The sequence below is a fragment of the Amycolatopsis sp. lyj-23 genome (assembly GCF_046549135.1).
Lineage (GTDB): Bacteria > Actinomycetota > Actinomycetes > Mycobacteriales > Pseudonocardiaceae > Amycolatopsis.
Genome location: NZ_JAJPWN010000031.1, coordinates 16,920 through 37,744, shown reverse-complemented (window position 1 = coordinate 37,744; position 20,825 = coordinate 16,920). Strand labels below are relative to the sequence as shown.

The 20,825-nt window shown below is 71.3% G+C and carries 18 protein-coding genes and 1 pseudogene; 6 read left to right on the top strand and 13 right to left on the bottom strand.

Annotated elements, in window-relative coordinates:
- The first annotated feature begins 156 nt into the window (after window positions 1–156).
- From ACLJPY_RS48130 to ACLJPY_RS48120, 3 genes are all read left to right on the top strand, one after another.
- Window positions 157–429 (top strand): DUF397 domain-containing protein, encoded by a 273-nt coding sequence (locus tag ACLJPY_RS48130; protein ID WP_410597718.1) that lies wholly within the window; start codon window positions 157–159, stop codon window positions 427–429.
- A gap of 105 nt (window positions 430–534) precedes the next feature.
- Entirely contained in the window at window positions 535–1,410 is an 876-nt protein-coding gene (locus tag ACLJPY_RS48125; RefSeq protein ID WP_410597717.1) for a helix-turn-helix domain-containing protein, read from the top strand.
- A 68-nt stretch (window positions 1,411–1,478) separates the two neighbouring features.
- Window positions 1,479–2,354, top strand: coding sequence for an SAM-dependent methyltransferase (locus ACLJPY_RS48120; RefSeq protein WP_410597716.1), 876 nt, complete (start codon window positions 1,479–1,481; stop codon window positions 2,352–2,354).
- 12 nt (window positions 2,355–2,366) lie between these two features.
- Here ACLJPY_RS48120 and ACLJPY_RS48115 read toward each other — a convergent pair whose 3' ends face one another.
- The 3 genes from ACLJPY_RS48115 to ACLJPY_RS48105 all read right to left on the bottom strand — a co-directional run bounded on the left by ACLJPY_RS48115 (window position 2,367) and on the right by ACLJPY_RS48105 (window position 5,363).
- Entirely contained in the window at window positions 2,367–2,780 is a 414-nt protein-coding gene (locus ACLJPY_RS48115) for a hypothetical protein (protein WP_410597715.1), read from the bottom strand.
- Window positions 2,781–2,784: 4 nt separating this feature from the next.
- Entirely contained in the window at window positions 2,785–3,561 is a 777-nt protein-coding gene (locus ACLJPY_RS48110) for a 2-keto-4-pentenoate hydratase (protein ID WP_410597714.1), read from the bottom strand.
- A gap of 95 nt (window positions 3,562–3,656) precedes the next feature.
- Window positions 3,657–5,363: an acyl-CoA dehydrogenase gene (locus ACLJPY_RS48105; RefSeq protein WP_410597713.1), complete on the bottom strand. Its 1,707-nt coding sequence runs from the start codon at window positions 5,361–5,363 to the stop codon at window positions 3,657–3,659.
- A gap of 235 nt (window positions 5,364–5,598) precedes the next feature.
- On the opposite strand from ACLJPY_RS48105, the gene ACLJPY_RS48100 reads away from it, so the two are divergent.
- Window positions 5,599–7,077 (top strand): DEAD/DEAH box helicase, encoded by a 1,479-nt coding sequence (locus ACLJPY_RS48100; protein WP_410597712.1) that lies wholly within the window; start codon window positions 5,599–5,601, stop codon window positions 7,075–7,077.
- Between the two features lie 395 nt (window positions 7,078–7,472).
- Here the strand turns inward: ACLJPY_RS48100 and ACLJPY_RS48095 are convergent, their stop codons facing one another.
- The 5 genes from ACLJPY_RS48095 to ACLJPY_RS48075 form a co-directional block, all read right to left on the bottom strand.
- Complete coding sequence (locus ACLJPY_RS48095; protein WP_410597711.1) at window positions 7,473–8,291, bottom strand: SMP-30/gluconolactonase/LRE family protein; 819 nt, start codon at window positions 8,289–8,291, stop codon at window positions 7,473–7,475.
- Window positions 8,291–8,668, bottom strand: coding sequence for a DUF1761 domain-containing protein (locus ACLJPY_RS48090; RefSeq protein ID WP_410597710.1), 378 nt, complete (start codon window positions 8,666–8,668; stop codon window positions 8,291–8,293). Before ACLJPY_RS48090 ends, ACLJPY_RS48095 begins: the two co-directional genes overlap by 1 nt.
- Before the next feature lie 80 nt (window positions 8,669–8,748).
- Window positions 8,749–9,633 carry an ABC transporter permease gene (locus ACLJPY_RS48085; RefSeq protein ID WP_410597709.1) on the bottom strand — a complete coding sequence of 295 codons (885 nt, stop codon included), beginning with the start codon at window positions 9,631–9,633 and terminating at the stop codon, window positions 8,749–8,751.
- On the bottom strand, window positions 9,620–10,411 hold the full coding sequence (locus tag ACLJPY_RS48080; RefSeq protein WP_410597708.1) for an ABC transporter ATP-binding protein: 792 nt from the start codon (window positions 10,409–10,411) through the stop codon (window positions 9,620–9,622). The genes ACLJPY_RS48085 and ACLJPY_RS48080 overlap by 14 nt, the downstream gene beginning before the upstream one ends.
- 62 nt (window positions 10,412–10,473) lie before the next feature.
- Window positions 10,474–11,526, bottom strand: a complete 1,053-nt coding sequence (locus ACLJPY_RS48075) for an ABC transporter substrate-binding protein (RefSeq protein WP_410597707.1) — start codon at window positions 11,524–11,526, stop codon at window positions 10,474–10,476.
- 210 nt (window positions 11,527–11,736) lie between these two features.
- On the opposite strand from ACLJPY_RS48075, the gene ACLJPY_RS48070 reads away from it, so the two are divergent.
- Complete coding sequence (locus ACLJPY_RS48070; protein ID WP_410597706.1) at window positions 11,737–12,117, top strand: hypothetical protein; 381 nt, start codon at window positions 11,737–11,739, stop codon at window positions 12,115–12,117.
- A 507-nt stretch (window positions 12,118–12,624) separates the two neighbouring features.
- Here the strand turns inward: ACLJPY_RS48070 and ACLJPY_RS48065 are convergent.
- The 3 genes and pseudogenes from ACLJPY_RS48065 to ACLJPY_RS48055 form a co-directional block, all read right to left on the bottom strand.
- Window positions 12,625–13,636 (bottom strand): annotated as a pseudogene (locus ACLJPY_RS48065) (S-adenosylmethionine:tRNA ribosyltransferase-isomerase).
- A complete protein-coding gene (locus ACLJPY_RS48060; protein ID WP_410597705.1) occupies window positions 13,633–14,298 on the bottom strand; it encodes an SDR family NAD(P)-dependent oxidoreductase in 666 nt (221 codons plus the stop codon). The pseudogene ACLJPY_RS48065 and the gene ACLJPY_RS48060 overlap by 4 nt, the downstream one beginning before the upstream one ends.
- Window positions 14,299–14,342: 44 nt before the next feature.
- Entirely contained in the window at window positions 14,343–15,710 is a 1,368-nt protein-coding gene (locus ACLJPY_RS48055) for a purine-cytosine permease family protein (protein WP_410597704.1), read from the bottom strand.
- 133 nt (window positions 15,711–15,843) lie between these two features.
- Here ACLJPY_RS48055 and ACLJPY_RS48050 point away from each other — a divergent pair, with 133 nt between their 5' ends.
- On the top strand, window positions 15,844–17,388 hold the full coding sequence (locus ACLJPY_RS48050) for a sensor histidine kinase (protein WP_410597703.1): 1,545 nt from the start codon (window positions 15,844–15,846) through the stop codon (window positions 17,386–17,388).
- 53 nt (window positions 17,389–17,441) lie between these two features.
- Here ACLJPY_RS48050 and ACLJPY_RS48045 read toward each other — a convergent pair whose 3' ends face one another.
- Together ACLJPY_RS48045 and ACLJPY_RS48040 are read right to left on the bottom strand one after the other, a co-directional pair.
- The gene (locus ACLJPY_RS48045) at window positions 17,442–19,373 is read right to left on the bottom strand and encodes a protease pro-enzyme activation domain-containing protein (RefSeq protein WP_410597702.1); all 1,932 of its coding nucleotides are present in this window, start codon (window positions 19,371–19,373) and stop codon (window positions 17,442–17,444) included.
- A gap of 302 nt (window positions 19,374–19,675) precedes the next feature.
- Window positions 19,676–20,821: an ROK family protein gene (locus tag ACLJPY_RS48040; protein ID WP_410597701.1), complete on the bottom strand. Its 1,146-nt coding sequence runs from the start codon at window positions 20,819–20,821 to the stop codon at window positions 19,676–19,678.
- Between the last annotated feature and the right edge of the window lie 4 nt (window positions 20,822–20,825).

Genomic DNA, 20,825 nt, shown 5'->3' with positions numbered 1-20,825 from the left:
CGCACGTGCACCACCACCAGCGCTGATCGAGTGAAAAAGTCACCCACGGCGGCGAAGTCTCCCGATCACCCTTGCCATCTGAATATTCAAGATCTAAGCCTGAATAAGTTGCATATTCAGCCCGAGCCGGGTGCTTGACAAGGGGGAGACAGGGAAATGAACAGCTACGACCCGATGACCGTCCAGGACGCGTTCAGCGCGGACGCCTGGCAGAAAAGCCCGTTGTGCGGCCCGGACCAGGGTGACTGCGTCGAAATCAACCTCGACCGCCCCGGCCTGGTCGCGATCAGGGACTCGAAACTGACCGGCGGTCCCGTCCTCGTGTTCTCGGACTCGGAGTGGGAAGCGTTCACCCGCGGCCTGCACCGGGCGGCCTTCCGGTCCGGCGGGCCACGCGGCGCCGCACCGGACGGCACGACACGGCCGTGAACGGCGGGAGCTGACGGGCGGCCGCCCGGGCAACTGAGTGTGTGCGTCCGAGCCCGGACGGCTACTATGATCGGGGCCTCAAGCCTCCCGATTGGACGACCTGACGTGCCGCGGCCGCCCTCTTCCTCACCGGACGACACCGAGCTGCGCCGGCAGCTCGGTCTCGACGTGCGCAAACTGCGCAAGCGCGCCGGGCTGACCCAGGAGCAGCTGGCCGAAAAGGTCCGGTACGACCAGAGCATGATCAGCCGCCTGGAGAGCGGGTACAAACTCAGCGCCGGAGTGCTGCACAAAGTCCTGCCGGGCCTCGAAGCCACGGATGCGGAAAGAGCCGGGCTCCTGCGGCTGAACGAAGTGAACCAGCGCGAACGGGCCAAACGGGACCGCGACCTGGTCGGCGCGTCGTGGTTCCGCCGGATCCTGGCCGCCGAACCGTTCGCGACCAGGGTCCTGAGCTGGACCGGCGAACGGTTCAAGGGCTTGACGCAAGCCGAGAGCTACATGATCGCGCAATTCCACGAACACGACCTCGACAACATCGCCGACGCGGTCGCCGGCCGGGCCGCGCGCACGGTCCGGGCGTTCACCGAAAACCCCGGCTGCCGCTACGAATTCCTCATCAGCGAAAGCGCCGTCGAACGCGTCGTCCAGTGTGAAACCGTGGACAAGTACGTCGCGGTCGACCAGTTGAAACACCTGCTCCTGCTCGCGGACCGGAATCCCAACATCGACATCCGGGTGGTTCCCTTCGCCCAGCGCCTGCACGTCGATCCCGACTTCACGATCATGGAATTCGCGGAACCGGAACCCGCGCTCGGCTACAGCGACCTGCTGGGCACCCTCGTCACCACCGATCCCGGCGGCCTCGACCTCGGCCGCCTGTACGAACACTGGAACCGGTTGAGCGGCTCCGCCCTCAGTCCCGAGCAGACACACGCCGTTCTCGAAAAAGCCCTCGAACGGCACCGGAGGTCACCCTGATGCCGCAGCTGAACGGCGAAAGAACCGAATACGATGTTCCCGTCACGAACGCCACCGGGGAGCGAACAATGACGACATCGGGAAGCGAACCGTTCCCGCCTGCCGGCGTGGATCTGAGCCGGCCGAGCATCGCCCGGATCTACGACTACTTCCTCGGCGGCGACGCCAACTGGGAAATAGATCGCCAATTCGCGGAAAAACTGCTGGACGAGTTCTCGATCCTGCGCCCGATCGCCCGGTCCAACCGGCTGTTCCTCCACCGGCTCGTCCGGTACCTCACCAAGCAGGGCATCCGGCAGTTCGTCGACCTCGGGTCCGGGGTGCCCACCATGGGGCACGCCCACGAAGTCGCCGAGCAGGTCGCGCCCGGGCAGGTGCGGGTCGCCTACGTCGACCACGAGCCGGTGGCCGTCGCGCACTCCCGGAGCCTGCTGCGCCAGTACGGTGACGAAGACCGGCACACGGCCATCCAGGGCGACCTGCGCGACCCCGCCGGGCTGTGGGAGAAGATCGCCGAGACCGGCGTGATCGACCTGGACGAACCGGTCGGGCTGCTGATGATCGCCGTCCTGCACATCCAGCAGCTGCCGTCCCCCGGCAGCGCCGCGTCCGACGACCTCGGGCCGCAACTCGTCAGCACCTACCGCGATCTGCTCGTGCCGGGGTCCTACCTCGGCATTTCCCACGTCACCGACGAAGGCGTGTCGGACGAATCCGCCGCGATGCTGAGGCGGATCAAGCAGCGGTACGACGAGTCCGGCAGCCCGGTCATCTGGCGGACGGCGCGGGAGATCCGGGACCTGTTCGGCGACTTCCGGATCATCGAACCCGGCCTCGTGTGGACGCCGAAGTGGCACCCCGAGGAGGCGGAGGTCACCGACGACACCCCGGCCCTGGCGGACGCGCAGTCCATCGTCCTGGCCGGCGCGGCACTGAAGGAGTAACTGAACGCCGCGTCAGCGGCGCAGGAGCAGGCCGGCCGCGAAGAGGACGGCCGGCACCACCGCGGCCGCCGCGCTGATCAGGCCCGTTCCGCCGCGCCAGCCGAACGGGGCCGCGGTCAGGACCAGCCGGCGGACCAGCGCCGCCTCCACCACCGCCGCCAGCAGGAACCCGAGGCCGACGCTGAAGATCGCCGCCGCGCCGACGACGAACAGGCCTGAGGTCGACGCCGACGCCAGTGGAACCGCGACCTCCCAGCGCACCAGCCCCGCCACGGCGGCCAGCACGGCCAGCAGCAGCACGAACCCCGCGACGAAACCGATGCGCGCCGTCGTCTGGTGCGGGCCGCGGGTCAGCCACCAGAACCCCGCGTCGAGTCCCGCCACGACCAGCGCCAGGACGACGAAACCCGCACGGAACGTCAGCACGTCGTCACCCTAGCGGGGACGGCCGGAACCGCACCTCCACGCTGCCCAGCGCACCGAAGTCCGCGACGACGTGGCCGCCGGCCCGGATCGGGCACGGCGGGGTCGCCGTGCCCGTCGTCACGATGTCGCCCGGGCGCAGCGCGCGGCCGTGCCGGGGCAGTTCCATCGCCAGCCAGTGCAGCGCCAGCCGCGGGTCGCCCAGGACCAGGCTGCCGCTGCCGCGGGAGAACTCCTCGCCGTCGGCGTGCAGGACCACCGGGCGGCGGGGCAGGTCGAGGTCGCGCCACCCCGGCACCGGGCGGCCCTCGACGAACCGGCCCGCGCACGCCGCGTCCGCCAGCAGTTGCGGGCCGCCCGCGTGGCGGTGGTCGGTGTAGCGGCTGTCCGGCAGCTCGATCGCCAGGAACATCGTGTCGACGGCGTCGAGCACCGCCGCCAGCGACGGCGACAGCCCCGGGTCGGCCTTGAGCCGGAAGGCGAACTCCGGTTCGGCGACACCCATGGTCATCGTGTCGGCCGGCACCGGTTCGCCCTCGACGTGGTGGAACCGCTCGAACATCGCGCCCGGCAGCGGGCCGGGGACGTCGAGGTACTGGCGCGCGTACACGGTGGTCGCGGCGATCTTCCAGCCGGACACCGGACCGGCCAGCTCGGCGAGCGCCGCCTGCGCCGCCATGCCTTCGGCCGGGTCGTCCGGGCGGGCGTCCCCGGGGAGCCCCTCCAGCCGCTTGCCGGTCAGCCACGCGTCCCAGATCAGCTCCGCCGCCCGCTCTCGCTCCACGCCCGCGATCTTGCCAACCGGAACACCGGGTGTCGATCGGCTTCTGCGGCGAACACCCGGTGTTCGTCGACCGGCGTGGTCCGGTCGGCGCGCCGTCACGGGTGCATGGCGTAGACCCCGGAGAGCTCCCGCACGCGCGCCCAGACGTTCTCGAAGCGGGCCGCGTCCACCACCGGCTTGCGCAGCGCGGCCAACGCGATGGCCTGCTGGGCCTCGGTCGAGCTCGCCTTGCCGTGGAGGTCCACCGCCGCGGCGCTGAAGTCCTGGACCAGCACCGCGAAGAGCTGGTCGACGACCTCGTCGTCCAGGCCGGTGGTGCGGGCCTGCTCCAGGATGAGCTGGCCGTACACGATCAGCGTGAACAGCTCGGCCAGCGCGAGCCCGAAGTCGAGGTCGGCCTGCTGCGCCTCGTCCGGTGCGGCCTCGGTGAGCAGCTTGACCAGGTAGCCGGCCTGCTCGGTGAACAGCGCGACGTTCGGGATGTGCGCGGCTTCGGCGTAGGCGGTCTTCCAGTCGTGGAACCGGACCTTCGACAGGCCGCGGGCCGGGCCCTGGCGGAAGAGGAACTCGTCGTCCGCCGCGTCGGTGCGCGTCGGGACCGGCGGGTACTCCTGCGGCGCGAACAGGTAGTTCGGCATGAACTTGGCGATCAGCGCCAGGTTGACGGCCACGGTGCCTTCCAGCTTCGGCAGGCCGTCGATGTCGTTCTTGGACATCGCCAGGTAGGTGTCGGCCTCGAAGCCCTTGGCCGCGACGACGTCGGCGACCAGGCCGATCACCTTCTGCGCCTCCGTCGTCACCTTCATCTTGGTGATCGGGTTGAACAGCAGGTAGCGGCGGTCTTCGGCGTGCGCGCTGCGGAAGTAGTCGACGGCGCGGTCGGAGAACAGTTTCATCCCGATCAGCCGCGCGTACGCCTCGACGAACTCGCGCCGGACGTGCGGGAAGCCGGTGACCGGTTTGCCGTACAGGACGCGGTTGTGCGCGTGCGTGATGGCTTCGTACAGCGAGTGCGTCGCCATGCCGATGCCGCCGAAGCAGAGGTTGAACTTGCCGATGTTGACGGTGTTCAGCGCGGCGCTGAACGCCTCGGCGCCCACGTGCAGGATGTCCTCGGCGCGCACGGGGTAGTCCTCGAGCCGGAACTCGGCGACGTACATCTGCGACGGCACGACGTTCTTCACGACGTGGTAGTCCGGGTGCTCGGAGTCGGCGTAGAAGAAGACGTACTGGTCGGGGCCTTCGACGCCGTCGATGCGGCCGAACACCGAAACAGTGCGCGCGCAGTTGCCGTTGCCGATGTAGTACTTGGAGCCGGTGGCGCGGTAGCCGTCGCCGTCCTCGGTCAGCACCATGTCCGAGGCGTAGATGTCGGCGCCGTGGTCCTTTTCGGACAGTCCGAACGCGCCGACGCCGCCGGCGTCCAGTGCGTCCGCGGCGCGCTTGCGCGCTTGCGCGTTGGCGCTCTGCCACACCGGGCCGAGGCCGAGGATCGTCACCTGCCACGGGTACCAGTAGTTCAAGCCGTAGAAGCCGAGGATTTCCGACAGCGCGGCGACGCGGCTGGTGTCCCAGCGCTTGTCCGGGTTGCCGTCCGCGTTCGCCGACGGGGTCAGGAACGTCGAGAACAGGCCTTCCTTGCCCGCGAACTCGATGAAGTCCGCGTAGAAGGTGCGGTTGTGGTAGTCCTCGGTCAGCTTCGCCTTGCCGCGCTGTTCGAACCAGTCGATGGTGGCGCGCAGCAGGCGCCGCGTTTCGGCGTCGAAGTGCGCCGGGTCGTACTCGCGCGGGTTCAGCAGCATGGTCGTCCTCCTCGATTACCGACCGGTAACTTAGCAAGCGGGCGCGAGTGCGGGCAATCTCACTGGGAGTACGTCACCTCCGCCCGCTATACTGATCATGCGGGCCGCTCAGTTCTGCCTCGGCCCGCTGCTGTTGTCGACTACCACGCGCCGCGGCCGTTGACCGGTCTGCGCCGGGCAGGACAACCCTTCTCAGGTTATGGAGACCAGGGCATTCACGTGCCCGCACGTACTTATGAGCACTTTCGCTGAACTCGGCCTGCCGACTCCCCTCGTGGCCGCACTGGCCGGCCAGGGCGTCACCGAGCCGTTCCCGATCCAGGCGGCGACCCTGCCGCACACCCTCGCCGGACGCGACGTGCTGGGGCGCGGCCGCACCGGCTCCGGCAAGACGTACGGTTTCGTGCTGCCCGTGCTGGCCCGCCTCGCCGCGGGCCCGACGCGGCGCAAGCCCGGCCGTCCCCGCGCGCTGATCCTCGCGCCGACGCGCGAGCTGGCGACGCAGATCGAGGCGTCGATCCTGCCCCTGGCGAAGCCACTGGGCCTGCGCGTGACGACCATCTTCGGTGGCGTTTCGGCGAACCCGCAGATCACGCGGCTGCGCGACGGCGTCGACATCGTCGTCGCCTGCCCCGGCCGGCTCGCCGACCACATGCGCTCCGGGCACGTGAAGCTCGACGCGATCGAGATCACCGTGCTGGACGAGGCCGACCACATGGCCGACCTGGGCTTCCTGCCCGAGGTCCGGCGGATCATGGACGCGACGCCGTCCCGCGGGCAGCGGATGCTCTTCTCCGCGACCCTGGACAACGGCGTCGACGTGCTGGTCAAGCGCTTCATGAACGACCCGATCACGCACAGCGTCGACTCCGCGCAGTCGCCGGTGGCGACGATGGAGCACCACGTGCTCCACCTGGAGGAGACCCACCGGCTCCCGGTGCTGGTCGACCTGACGGCGGCGCCGGGCCGCACGCTGGTGTTCACGCGGACGAAGAGCCGGGCGAAGGCACTGACGCGCAAGTTGGTGGCCTCGGGCGTCCCGGCGGTGGAACTGCACGGCAACTTGGGCCAGAACGCCCGGACGCGCAACCTCGAGGCGTTCTCGTCGGGCACGGCCCGCACGTTGGTGGCCACCGACATCGCGGCGCGCGGCATCCACGTCGACGACGTGCGGCTGGTCATCCACGCGGACCCGCCGGTGGAGCACAAGGCGTACCTGCACCGCTCGGGCCGCACGGCCCGCGCGGGGGCCTCGGGCACTGTAGTGACACTGATGACGGACGCGCAGGTCCGCGACGTCCGCGACCTGACCCGCAAGGCGGGCATCAAGCCGACGACGACCCAGCTGGGTCCGGGTCACCCGCTGCTGGCGGAGCTGGCCCCGGGCGAGCGCACGTTCTCGAAGGCCCCGGCGGTCGACAACCGCCCGAAGAAGGTTTCCGCCACGGGCGCGGCACCGGGCGGCGGCCGCGGCCGCCGCAGCGGCGCCCCGAAGGAGAACCGCGGCGGCCAGCGCGCCCGAGCGGGCGCGAAGGACCAGCAGCCGCGTTCGTCCTCCGAATCGGGGCGAGGTACCTCCGGGACCAAGCGCCGATCGGGCGGCGCGGCGAAGACGGGCCATTCGGGAGCCCCGGCGGCGGCGGGCGGTCGCCGGAGCGGCGGCGCGGCGGCGTTCTCGGCCGGGACCCGGGCTGGGGCGCGGCGGCCTCGCTGACCACGTTTGGAAGGACGACGCGGCCGGTCACGACTCGGCCGCGTTGTCCGTTCCGGTCTGTCCGGTCAGGAAGCTGAAACGTCCTGGGTTTGACTACCGCACCGCGAAACGGGGACGGCCCTGGCAGCCGCCAAGGCGATGTCCGCGGTGCTCAGCTTGCCTGAGCGAGCCGGAGATCCGCTTCGGGCCATCGCGACCGAGCTGCCCTCGCCAGCGGCCCGAGCTGAGCAAGCTCGGACGTAACAGACTGAGCGGTGTTGCAACGCCCACCGGAAACAACCCCAGAGCAGCCCCCACCCTGTCCCGGGGGGCGTCCCCTGGTCCAGTCTACCGCCCCTGACCTGCAAAAACGGGTGCTCGCGAAATCTGTGGACAACCAAACCCATTGTGGATAACTAAGCGCGCCCCACCGGCACCGGATGCGTCAGGATCTGTCCCGTCCGCTCCGCCCCCGCACCCACTCCGCCGACGCCGCGCCACTCCTGGACCACCACGCACAACGTGTCCTCGCTCAGCGCGCACGCGAAGCACCCGCGGTCGAACGTCAGCTTCTCCAGCACCTCGCCGCCTTCGCGGACCCGCGTGCACGATCGGTGCGGTACGTCCGATACCCACACCGCGCCCGACGCGTCGAGAGCGATGCCGTCCGGTACTCCCTCGCCGAGGTCGGCCCAGGTGCGGCGGTCCGCCAGGTCGCCGTCCGGGCGGATCGAGAACGCCGTCAGGCGGTTCGCGTACGACTCGGCCACGATCAGCGTTGACCCGTCCGGGGTCAGGGCCATGCCGTTGCCGAACGCGATGTCCTCCGCCACCCGGCGGACCGAACCGTCCGGGGCCGCATACCAGATCGATCCCGGCCGATAGGGCTCTCCGGCCATCAGGTCGAAGCCGCCGCCGTTGACGTAGCAGCCGCCCGTTCCCGTCACCGCCAGCTCGTTGAAACCGGAGCCGCCCAGGTCGGCGTGGGTCGTCAAGCCCGACTCCGAGAGGCGCAGCAGGAGACCGTCCGACGAAGACACGATCAGTGGCCGGCCGTCGAGGAAGTCGAAACACATCGGCATCGTCGGGAAGTCCGCGCGGAACACCACCTCGCGCTCGCCCGCCGGGGTGACCGCCACGATCTCGTGGGCGAGCCAGTCGGCGAACCACAGCCGGCCGTCGTGCCAGCGCGGGGACTCGCCGAACGCCACTCCCTCGAGCAACACCGCCGCCATCACTGCCACGCTCCCAGCACGACCGCCACCACCGCGATCTTCACCAGCCAGTCGCCCGCGTGCAACGCCGCCAACGGAACCGGAACCCGTTCGTGCAGCACCGAGCCCGCCAGGACCACCACCGGGAACCCCGCCCACACCAGCAGCGCCAGGCCGAGGGCGCCGGCCACGCCGTCCACGCCGACGGCCCTCGCCAGCAGCGCGAACGCCACCACCAGCACGACCGTCCGCGCGAACTCCGCGCCCAGCCGCCACGGTGACGGCCGGGCCGCCGCGCCCGCCGGGCTGAGCCGGGCCCAGACCGGCCCGAAGCCGGTGTACCAGGCCGCACTCACCACGAACGCCGCCACTGACGTCACCAGTACCGCGATCACCATCGCTCGCTCCTTCGTCCCGTGCAACTGAACGGGACGTCGAGGCCGGAACACCGGCTTCGACATCCGGAGCGGAAAACTTTCTAGAGCGACGACGTCAGCCCGCGGGCCCGCAGCACCGCGCGCTCCAGCGGGCGGAACACCAGCAGCTCGATCCCCACGCCGACCAGCAGGATCAGGAAGATCGCCGCGATCACCGTCTCCATGCTGTTGAACGACGATCCCTGGTTCAGGTACGCGCCGAGGCCGATGCCCAGTTGCGGGGACAGCGCGATCAGTTCCGCCGCCATCAGCGAGCGCCACGAGAACGCCCAGCCCTGCTTCAGCCCGGCGAGGAACCCGGGCAACGCCGCCGGCAGCAGGATGTGGCGGGCCGCCGACAGGCGGTTCGCGCCCATCACCTGACCGACCCGCGGCAGGATCGGCGGGATCTGGTCGATGCCGGACACGAGGCCGTTCGCGATCGACGGGACCGAGCCGAGCAGCACCACGAAGTAGATGGCGGCGTCGTTGATCCCGAACCACAGGATCGCCGCCGGCACCCACGCCACCGACGGGAGGCTCTGCAGCCCCGTCAGCAGCGGGCCGATCGCCGCCCGCACCACGCGGACCTTAGCCACGACCAGGCCGAGCGGGGTGCCGATCAGCACGCCGGCGAAGAAGCCGAGCGCGGCGCGGTGCACCGACGTCCAGACGAAGCCGAACACCTGGCCGTCGGCGACGATGCCCCAGAACTCGCCCCACACCGCCGCCGGCGACGGCAGCTGCGACTCCGGCCAGAACGCGGCGGCCCAGAGGATCTGCCAGACAACGATCAGGAGGACCAGCGCGCCCACCGGCGGAAGGAAACCCCAGGCGAACCGCTTCCAGAAGCCGGGACGGCGTTCACCGACGGGGGCGTCGAGCGAATCGAGCCCGGCGCCGACCGCGTCCAGCTCGGCCTCGGCGGACCGGTCAAGCTGCGGCATGGGTGCTGATCACCTCACGCAGGTGCCCGGTGATTTCCTCGGTCAGTTCCTCGGCGTCGGCCAGCGGCACGTCCGCCCATTCGCGCACGACCCGGCCGGGCCGCGACGACAGCAGCACCACGCGCTGGCCGAGCCGGACCGCCTCGCGCACGTCGTGCGTCACGAACAGCACCGACGTGCCCGTGCTGCGGTAGACGCGCAGCAGCTCACCCTGCAGGACGTCGCGGGTGATGGCGTCGAGCGCGGCGAACGGCTCGTCCATCAGCAGCAGCGCCTGCTCCGGGTCACCGCCGACGCGCAGGGTCGCGGCCAGTGCCCTGGCCAGTGCCACGCGCTGCCGCATGCCGCCGGACAACTCGTGCGGGCGCTTGCCGCCCGCGCCGGTCAGCCGGACCAGTTCCAGCAGCTCGGTCGCCTTTTCGCGGCGCTCGGTCCGGCCGAACCCCGCCAGCCGCAGCGGCAGCTCGACGTTGCGCGCCGCGGTCAGCCACGGCATCAGCGCGGCCTCCTGGAACATGACCGCCGGCCGGGAAGTGTTCAGCGTGATCTTCCCCGCCGACGGCGCGTCCAGCCCGGCGACCAGGTTCAGCAGCGTGCTCTTGCCGCAGCCGGAGGCGCCGAGCAGGCAGACGAACTCGCCGGGCGCGACCGTCAGGTCCACGCCGTCGAGCGCGACGACCGCGCGGCCGGCCGTGCCGAACGTCTTGCGCACGCCGTCGAGACGCACCGCTGTCGCGCCGGTGAAACTGCTGCGGCCGGTCGGGAGGGTCGTGGTCATCGCTGGCTGCCTCTCCGGATCACTCTCTTTTTCCGGGGGTTCCGGGTGGCGGAACCCCGGTTTCACTTGGTCAGTTCGGGAGCGTCGACGGCGGGCAGGTTCTTGGCCTTCAGCACGTCGTTGAGCGGGCCGAAGTCGGCGAAACCCTTCAGCGCCACGGCCGACTTGACCACGCCTGCGGTCACCGAGTCCTGCGCGAGCTGCGGGAATTCGGCGGCGATGGGGTCGGTGGTCAGCTCGATGCCGGAGAAGGCGCGGTCCAGGACCGCTGCGCTCAGGGTACTGCCGGCCAGTTCCTTGAGGGCGCCGTTGACCACGGTCTTCGCGTCCGCCGGGTTCCCCTTGGCCCAGTCGATGGCGGCGAGCTCGCCCTTCAGGATCGCGCGGACGGTGTCCGGGTGCTGCTGCAGGAACTCGCTGCGCACGATGACGACAGTGCTCGGGAACCGGCCGCCGGGCCACAGTGTCTTCTCGTCGACCAGGACCTTCGCGCCGGCGTCGAGGACCAGCCGGGAGGCCCACGGCTCGGGCAGCCAGCCGCCGTCGACCTCGCCCTTCTTGAAGGCGTCCAGTGTCTTCGGGTTGTCGAGGTTGGTGATCTTGACCTGGCCGGTCAGCTGCTTGCCGGCGAGGAACTTCTTGAGCGCGACGTCCTGGGTGTTGGCCAGCTGCGGCGTGGCGATGTTCTTGCCCTTGAGCCCCTCGACACTCGTGATGTCCGGCTTGACGACCAGTTGCGCACCGCCCGAGACGGCACCGGAGATCAGTTGGATGGCACCCTTGGACTTGGTGAAGGCGTTGATCGCCGGGCCGGAGCCGAGGAAGGCGACGTCGAGGGAGCCGCCGAGCAGGGCGTTGACCTCTTCGGGGCCGGCGTTGAAGGTCTGGGTGGTGAGCTTGGTCGAGCCGAGCTCGTTCTTGAAGAAGTCCTTCTTGACGCCGATGAGCGCGGGCGCGTGGGTGACGTTCGGGAAGTACCCGATCCGGACCTCGCCGGCAGCGCCTTGGTTCGCGGCGGGGGCGGCGGTGCTGTCGGCGCGCGAACAGCCGGCGAGCGCGCCCACGACGGTCAGGGCGGCCAGCGCCGAGGCCAGGATTCTTCGAGGGGTGCGCACGTCAGCATCGCCTTTCGTCGGTGTCGGGGGCGAGGTTCGCACGGTCACCCACTCAGGCGCATAGCCATCCGCATCCCGGGAAACCCCGTGAGATTTCTTGACATCGGCGACCTCGGCACTTAGAGCATCCGCGCAGAAAGTCGCCGGCGCGGGCAACCGCCGGCGTCACCCGGACGTGGTACAGGTTGACCACGGATTCGGGAGGAAGACATGACGAGCAGGAGCCAGGGAGCCGTCGGCGTCCGCGTGGCGCTGGTCGTGCTGTTCATCGGGCTGGGCCAGGCGTCGTTCGAGTGGCTCCGGTCACTGGGCATGGACGCGCTGACGAGCGCGGTGGTGTGGGCGATCCCGGTGGTGACGGCCGCGGCGGTGACGCTGGTGCTGTGGGTGGCGTCCGATCGGGCGTTCACGCTGCGCAACTGGCTGCCGGTGGCGATCTCCATCCCGGTGTACCTCGGAGGGGCGTTCGGCCTGGCGACGGGTACGGCGAGTTTGGTGGCGTCGATCGTGAGCGGGGTCGGGCTGGGGGTCGCCGTTGTGGTGGTTTTCGGGTTGGTGCGGTCGCGGCGGCGGGTTGAGGTGCCGCGGTAGGCGGGTTGTCCACAGGGAGTTGGGTGATGGGGACAGCTTGGCCGCGGGGAGGGCGTTTCGGGGTTTCGTCGGGGGTGGGCGGTAGGCTGGACTTGGGGACGCCCCCCTGGGAGTGGCGGGGGCTGCTTGAGGGCGGGGGCTGCAACGCCTGGTTCAGCAGTCGCTCTTGTTCAGGCGAAATCGGGACCGGCTCCTGAGCAACGTTGCGTCCGGTACTGATCGGTGCGTAGCCCTGCGTTACCCGCCGCTGGAGACGTGGTGGAGCCAGCAGGCAGCTGAAAAGCGGCCCGGCGTCGGGTTGACTACCGGACCGCGAGACGCCTCCGCTTCGAGCTAGCCTCCGACCGGCCGCAATGGCACGCGTGCTGCGCAACGATTCAGCAAGTCCCGCGGGTGCGCGCCAACGGCGGGCTGCGGCGCAAGGTCGCCGGCTGGCCGCGGACAAGCCGCGGCCCACGCCTCAAGATCACGCCACGGCCGCTCCCGATGATCAGCGACTCCCGCCTCTCAGTGGCGCAGCAAAAGGGACACGTCGCCGAACTCGTGCCACAGATACCTCTCCGCCACCGCCGCCTCGTACGCCTTCTGAACCACCTCGCTTCCCACCACCGCTTCCAGCAACAACAAATGCGATGCCTCCGGTGCGTGCAGCCCCGTGACGATCCCGTCCACCACCGCGGCCGGGCGCTCCGGCCCCAGCACCAGCTCCGTCCACCCCTCAGCCCCTCGGACCGACCCCTCCGGAGCCGCCGACTCCAGGGCCCGGGCCGCCGTCGTGCCCACCGCTATCACCCGTCCTCCGCGGGTCCTGACCCACGCCGCCAGCGCTGCCGTTGCCGGGGGCACCCGGTACCTCTCCGCCTGGGGTGGCTCCGCCGCCTCCGGGGAAGACACTCCCGTGTGCAGCACCAGCGGGGCGAACAACACCCCCCTCCGTCACCAAGCGCGTCACCAGTTCCGGGGTGAACGGCCGGGCCGCCGAGGGCATCTCCGCGCTCCCGGGCTCGCGGGCGAACACCGTCTGGTAATCCGACAGCGGCCACGCCCGCGGGACGTACCCGTACCGGATCGGGCGGCCCGCCGCCGTGAGGAGGCCACCGACCTCGACCGACACCGCCGCCCGCCACAACCTGGCCGCGCCCGGGGCCATCGGGGCCAGCAGCGTCAGTGACGCCTCGCCGGCCAGTGACACGCGTTCTCCCGCGCGGCCGTCGAGCAGCGGGCCGCCCGGGGCGCGCAGTTCCACCACCCACGAGCCGTCGTCGAGTTCCGTGGCGAAGTGGACCACGACCGGGCGGTGGCCCGATCGCCACCCGTCGACGGCCGCCGGGAGTGTGGCCGACGTGTTCACCACCAGGAGGTCTCCCGGCCGCAGGTGCTCCCCCAGGTTCGTGAACCGCGTGTGGTGGACGCCCTCGGGCGCGGCGACCAGCAGGCGGACCTGGTCCCGCGCCAGGCCGCGGGCCTCCGGCGGGGCCGACGCCGACAGGTCGGCGGGCAGGTCGAACCGGACGTTCACGCCGTCACCAGCAGGTCGGCCGCGCGGTAGCGGCCGCTCGGCGGGCGTTCGTCGAGCAGCCGCAGGAACGCCGGGACGGCCGTCTCCGGCCGCGGACGGTCCGAAATGTCCTCGCCCGGGAACGCGCGCTGGTGCATCGCCGTGCGCAGGTCGCCCGGGTCGATCGCGTACACGGACAGGTCGGGGTGTTCCACGGCCAGAACAGCGGTCAGCTGATCGAGCGCCGCCTTCGCGGAGCCGTAGCCGCCCCAGCCCTCGTACGGCTCGACGGCGGCGTCGGAACTGACGTCGATCACGACACCCCGCGAAGCGGTCAGAGCGGGCAGCAACAGCTGGGTCAGGGCGAGCGGTGCGAAGACGTTGACCCGGTAGACGTCCTCCAGGTCCGCCACCGGGTACCGGGCGAGCGGCGGCCGCGGGCTGACACCCAGCGAGCTCGCGTTGTTGACGAGCAGGTCGAGCGCGGGACGGGCCAGTGCGGCCCGGTGCGCCGGGTCGGTGACGTCGCCGGGGACGGCCGTGAAGCCGGCTTCGCGCGCCGCGGCTTCCAACGCGGCCGCGTCCCGGCCCGTGCCGATGACCGTCCACTTGCGACGAACGAGCGCGGCCGCGAGCGCGCGGCCCAGTCCGGCGGACGCGCCGGTGATGAGTGCGGTGGGCATGGTTCCTCCTTCGAGGGCTACCACCCCATCGTGAAACCTCTACATTACTTGAGGTCAACGCGGCGGCGGAGCAGCGAATACGCTGCCAGCGAAACGACCAGGCCGACGTGGTACGCGAGGTCCGCGCCGTGCAGCGCCGCCGCGACCGGTCCGGTGTAGAGGGTCGTGTTCATGAACGGCACCGCGGCCGCGAACCCGACGACGAACGCCACCACCGCCGCCCACGGACGCACGGGGACCGACGCCAGGACGTCCACGCTCCGGCCGCGGCGGGTGCGCGCGAGCCAGTCCGGGACGACCACGCCCAGGAACGGCGGGATCCAGTAGGAGACGAACAGCAGCACGTTCTGGAACTTCGCCGAGAGGTCGCCGCTGTGCATCCAGAGGATCAGCGCGAACGCGAGCACCGTGACCAGCACCGCCGACACCGGGCGCCGCAGCCGGACGCCGACCGTCTGCAGCGCGAGCGAGCCGCTGTAGTCGTTCATCGCGTTCGACGACACCGCCGCCAGCGCGATCACGGCCAGCGCGAGCGAGCCGAGGAACCCGCCGCCGAGCAGGGCGGCGACGCCCTTCGCCGTCTGGTCGCCCAGCGACGACCCCAGCGCCAGCCCGAGCCCCTCCCCGATCGCGTACGACGCCACCAGGCCGAGCAAAGTCGCCCAGAAGATGCTGCGCGACGACGTCGAAGCGGGCAGGTAGCGGCTGAAATCCGACGCGTAGGGCGCCCAGGAGATCGCCAGCGACAACGTCACCGTCGTGAACAGGACGACACCGCCGGCCAGATCGGCACCCGAGGCCGTGTCGGCCGTGGCGATCGGGTGTCCGGAAAGGACCTTCACGGCCAGCGCGGCGAACGCGAGCACCAGCAGCACGCTCATCACCGCCTGCACGCGGTGGATCAGCGCGTAGCCGAACACGCCGAGCGCGCACTGCAGCACCAGCACGATCAGCACCGCCGCCCAGAACGGCAGCCCGGTCAGGTCGGCCAGCGCCTCCCCGCCGAACAGGCCGACCAGCGCGTCCCAGGCGATCGAGCCGAGCCACTGCACCAGGCCGGGCAGCACGACGCCGCCGCCGAACGGCAGCCGGGCCAGCGGCAGCTGGCCGGTGCCGGTGCGCGGCCCCCACGTCGACAGGTACGCCACCGGCAGCGAGCCGAGCACCGTGCCGGCGAGCATCGCCGCGAGGCCCGTCCAGAACCCGAGGCCGAACGACCCCGCGAGGGTGCCGGTGAACACCGCCGTCATCGTCAGGTTCGGGGCGAACCACACGCTGAACAGCCGCCACGGGCGCCCGAACCGGTTGCCCGGCGGCACCGGGGCGATGCCGTGCGTTTCGATCGCCAGGTCCCCGCCGCCGGCGGGCATCCGGCCGCCGAAGACCTCGGCGTCCAGGCCGTTTCCGCTCATGTCCCGCCTCTCGTCGGCAATCACCCTAAAGCGCAGCCGCACGGTGTAACGAGACGGCCCGAACGGACGAATCACGGTTAGCCGTTGCCGGACTGCTCCACACGACCGCCAGGACCCACCGGGAGGGCGCGCAGTGCAGCACCCGCGGACGCCGGCGATGACCGGCCTGCTGGCCGCCGGGTGCGCGCTCGGCGTGGTCGCGCTGACGCTCAAAGCCGGCGAAGGCAGCCACTCCGCGCTCGACACCGCGCTCAGCACCACGACCGGGTTCCTCTTCCTGCTCGCCGGCGCGGTCGCGCACGTGCGGCGCCCGGCCAACCCGATCGGGGTGCTCATCGCGCTCGCCGGTGTCGCCCTGTTCCTCGAAGACCTCCAGTTCACGCCGGACCCGGTGCTGTACACGATCGCCGTCCCGCTGCGCGCGGCGTCCAGCCCGGTGATCGCGCACCTGGTGCTCGCCTTCCCGCACGGCAGGCTCCGCTCGCGGTGGGAACGGCTGCTGGTGGCCGCCGCCTACCTGCTCGTGCTCGGCTCGGGCGCGCTCGGGTTGCTCGTCGACGACGACCCGCGCGACCTGCTGGCGCGCTGGCCCGGCACCGGGCGGGCCGCCGACCGCCTCCTGGACCTGGGCGCGACCGCGATCAGCGCCGGGGTGGTCGTCGTGCTGCTCTACCGGTGGCTGAGCGGGCGGCTGCCGCAGCGGCGGCTGCTGTCGCCGGTGGTGGTCATCGCGCTGGCCGGCGCGGTGACGTCGGGAGCGGGCACGGCGCTCGGCGACGCGCACCCGCTGGCCGCGCCGCTGCTGCAGGCGTACCGGCTCCTGTTCTGCCTGTGGCCGCTGGCGTTCCTGGCCGGGGTGCTGCGCGCCCGCGTCGGCAACGCCGAAATGATCCGGCTGCTGCTGGAGCGCGACGGCACCGGCTTGGCCGCGCTCGTGCAGGACGACGAGGTGTGGAAGGACAGCCGCTCGATCGACGCGCTCGACGCGGCCGCCGGGCTGGTGCTGGACAACCAGCGGCTCACGGCCGAGCTGGAACAGCGGCTGGCCGAGGTGCGGGCGTCGCGGGCGCGGCTGGTCGCGGCCGGGGACGAGGAACGCCGCCGGCTCGAGCGCGACCTGCACGACGGCGCCCAGCAGCGGCTGGTCAGCGTCGTCCTCCTGCTGCGGATGGCGGGCCGCCGCGCCGGCGCCGACCTGCCGCCGGAGCTTCGCGCCCTGCTCACCGGCGCGGTCGACGAGCTGCAGACGGCGATCACCGAACTGCGGGAGCTCGCTCGCGGCATCCGCCCGGCGATCCTGACCGAAGCCGGCCTCGTGGCGGCGGTCCGGTCGCTGGCCGACCGCAGCCCGATGGACGTGGCGCTGACGGTCGGCCGGGTCGGGCGCCTCGACGCGGCGGTCGAGGCGACGGCCTACTTCGTGACGTCGGAGGCGCTGACGAACGCCCTGAAGCACGCGCGGACCGACCGCGCCGACGTCCGGATCGAGGTCGCGGGCGCCGAGCTGCGGGTCGAAGTGACGGACGCGGGCGTCGGCGGCGCGGACGCCGAGGGCGGGACGGGCCTGGCCGGGCTGCGCGACCGGGTCCAGGCCCTCGGCGGGGAGCTGGACGTCGCCAGCGGCCCGGACGGCACCACGGTGACCGCGGTCATCCCGCTGGAGACCGGAAAGCAGTGACGGGCACCCTCCCGGCCGCAACAGCCGCGAGGGTGCCCGTCACTGAACGGGAACTAGACGAGCAACAGGAACAGCAGCCCGTTCGGGGAGCCGAGGCCGGTCACGTCGTCGTAGCCCGGGGTCGTGTGGATGGTCAGACCCTGGTAGTCGAGCGTGCGCACCGAGGTGAGCAGGCCACCCGAAGCGTCGGTCGAGTTCGCGTAGTCCACGCGCTCCACCGCGGCGTCCACGTGCTTCACGTCGCTGATCGCCGGCGTGCGGGAGGTCAGCTTGTAGATCACGGGGTTGATGAAGCCGTGGTGGAAGTGGTCGAAGCTGTCGGCCACCGCCATGATGCCGGCGAACACCGGCGACGCGAGGCTCGTGCCGCCGATCCGGTACTGGTCGTAGTAGACGCCGTCCGGGAAGGTCTGCGTCTGGCCGACCAGGAAGCCGGTGTTCGGGTCACCGACCGCCGAGATGTCCGGGACGACCCGGCCCTTGGCGTCGCCGGTCTGGTTCTTCTTCGCCAGCGCGTCCGGCACGACACCCTTCTGGTAGAAGGGCTGCGGGAACAGGCGGCTGGTGCCACCACCGGAACCGCTGGTGTACTTGGCCGGGCCGTAGACACCGTTGGTCAGCGTCGACTTGCTGGTCTCCCAGCCGGTCTCGAAGATCTTCTTGCCGTCCTTGCCGATGGCGATGGACGTGCCGCCGACCGCGGTGATCCACGGCGCGGAGGCGGAGAAGTCCGGCGACGGCGTGCCGAGGCGCGCGACCTCGTCACCGTTGTCGCCCGAGGAGAAGTAGACGCCGATGCCCTCGAGGACCGCCTGCAGCGAGATCTGGTTGAACACCTTGACCTCGTCGGCCGGGATGTCCTCGCCGGTGTCGCCGTAGGAGTTCGACACGATGTCGGCCTTGTGGCCGGCGACCACGTAGTTCAGGGCCTCGTCGAGCGAGTTGTCCTGGCAGTCGGACCCGCCGACGTACAGGATGTTCGCGCCCGGGGCGAGCCCGTGCGCGGCCTCGACGTCGAGGGTCTCCTCGCCGTACCAGCCCGCCGCGTCGCACTGGTCCGCCGGCTCGAGGACCGGGTTGACCGGGAAGATGTGCTGCGAGAACTGGTTCTGCTTCAGCGGGTGCTGCGGGTCGTTCTTCTTCGCGTACGTGCTCGCGTCGGAGTAGATGTTCGGCGAGGCGAACGCGTCCACGATGGCGATCGTGGTGCCCTTGCCGTCGGCGCCGACCTTGTCGATGCCGTAGGCCGAACGCAGCTGCGCCGGGGTGTAGCCGCAGGGGGCGTACGGCAGCTGCTTGCCGTTGTAGGCGGGATCGGTGGTGTCGATCTTCTCGCCGTAGTAGGCGCTGCACGGCCGGGCGTTGCGGAAGCCCGGGCCGGGCGCGACGTCGGACGGCGTGCCGGAACCGGTCGCGTGGTCCGGCTTGAACAGGTTGGTCGCCTGGTCGACACCGACGACGCCGAGGACGTCGCCGGCCAGGTTCGCCGGCACCGACAGGTTCTTGTCGGCGGCGCGCAGCGTCTGGCCCTTGACCCGGTACTTGCCGAGGTCGACGGCGAACGCGTTCTCCGTCTGGGCGGCGGTGCCGGTGGCTTCGACGTAGGCGCGGTTCGACGGGATCTCGCCGATGCTGAAGCCGTTGCCGGTCAGCCACGACTTGACCGCGTTCACGGTCGCGTCACTGGCGGCGAAGCGGTCGCGCACCTGGTCGGGGCTGAGGTACTGCCGGTAGGTCCCGCTGTCCGGGTCGGACACGGCCTGGGCCAGCGCCTCGGCACCGGCGTTGTCGCGCTGGTTCAGGTAGACCCGGAAGCTCAGCTTCGCGGCGGGCGCCGTGTCGGCCACCTTCGCCTGCGCGTTCGCCCACAAGGGGTGCGACTGCGGGATGTCCTGACGCCCCTGCGCGGACGCCGTCGCCGGCAGGGTGCCGGTCAGGCCACCCACCACCGCGAGCGAAAGGAGCAGGGTGGAGCTTCTTCGCACAGAAATCTCCCTCTTCGGAACGGCCCGTGGAAACGGGCCTGAGAACACCGGCTGAGACTAGATCGGTGTTCCGCTCGCGGGGAAGTGCTTGCGGAACCGTTATCTGGCCGGGAATTCCCGGCGCGTGAAGCGTGGTACGGAAATCCGATTTGTCGTGACGAAAACGCGCGAAATAGTATTTTCTGCACGGTTCGTCCGGTTCGTGCCGGTATCACGGACCACGCGCCTCGGGAGCGCGCCACCTACTAAAGTCGGTTGCTCCGTCCACTCCGGACAGTCCGGCGGTGGCGGTACTTCGGCCGTCACGCGCGGGCCGCCAGCCGCCGGTCCACCTCCGCCGGGGCGAACACCGCGTCCACCACCATCGCCACCGCGCCGCCCAGCGCCATTCCCTCGCCCCGGCCGCCGATTTCCACCCGCAGGTGCTGCGTCGCCCTGGGCAGGGCGCGGCGGTACAGCACCTCGCGGACGGCCGCCACGAAGTGCGGCTCGGCCAGGTCGCCGGCGATCACCACCACTCCCGGGTTGACCACGCACACCAGGGTCGCCAGCACTTCCCCCACCTGCCGGCCGGCCACCTCGGCGAGCCGGACCGCGGCCGGCTCGCCCGCCGTGACGCGGTCGCGCACGCCCGATCCCGACGCCGTCGGCAGGCCCAGCTCCGTCAGCTTCGCCGCCAGTGCACCGCCGCCCGCGACGGCCGCCAGGCAGCCGTGCGATCCGCACAGGCAGCGCGCGTCCGCGTGCTCGGGCAGCCGGATGTGCCCGATGTCGCCCGCGCCGCCGTCGATGCCGCGGTACACCTCGCCGCCGAGCACCAGTCCGGCCCCGATCCCGGTGGACACCTTGACCACCACCAGCGCGGCCGAGTCGGGGTACCGCGCGCGGTGCTCGCCCAGCGCCATCAGGTTCGCGTCGTTGTCGACCAGCACCGGGACACCGAAGCGCGCGCCGAGGTGGGCGTCGATCGGGTAGCCGTCCCAGCCGGGCATGATCGGCGGCTGCGTCACGCGGGCGCGGCCGGGTTCCACCGGGCCCGGCACCGAAACACCCACGCCGCACACCGGCCGGCCCGCCTCGGTCCGCAGCGCCTCGAACCACTCCGCGACCCGGTCGAGCACGGGTTCCGGGCCGTCGGCGACCCGCAGGGCGCCGGCGCGGCGCGCCAGGACGCGTCCGGCCAGGTCGGTGACGACCGCTTCGGCGTGCGTCGTGTCGATGCTCGCGGCCAGCACGACCGCGTGCTCGTCGTCGAAGCGCAGCTGCCGCGCCGGACGGCCGCCGGTGGAGTCCTCCTGGCCGCCTTCGGCGAGCAGACCGGCCGCCTGGAGCTGGTCCAGCCGCGCGGTCAGCGTCGACCGCGACAGGCCGCTGTGCACCTGCAGGGCCTTCCGCGTCGTCGCCCGTCCCACCCTGACCAGCTGCAACAGCTCGCCGGCGCTCGCCATCCGA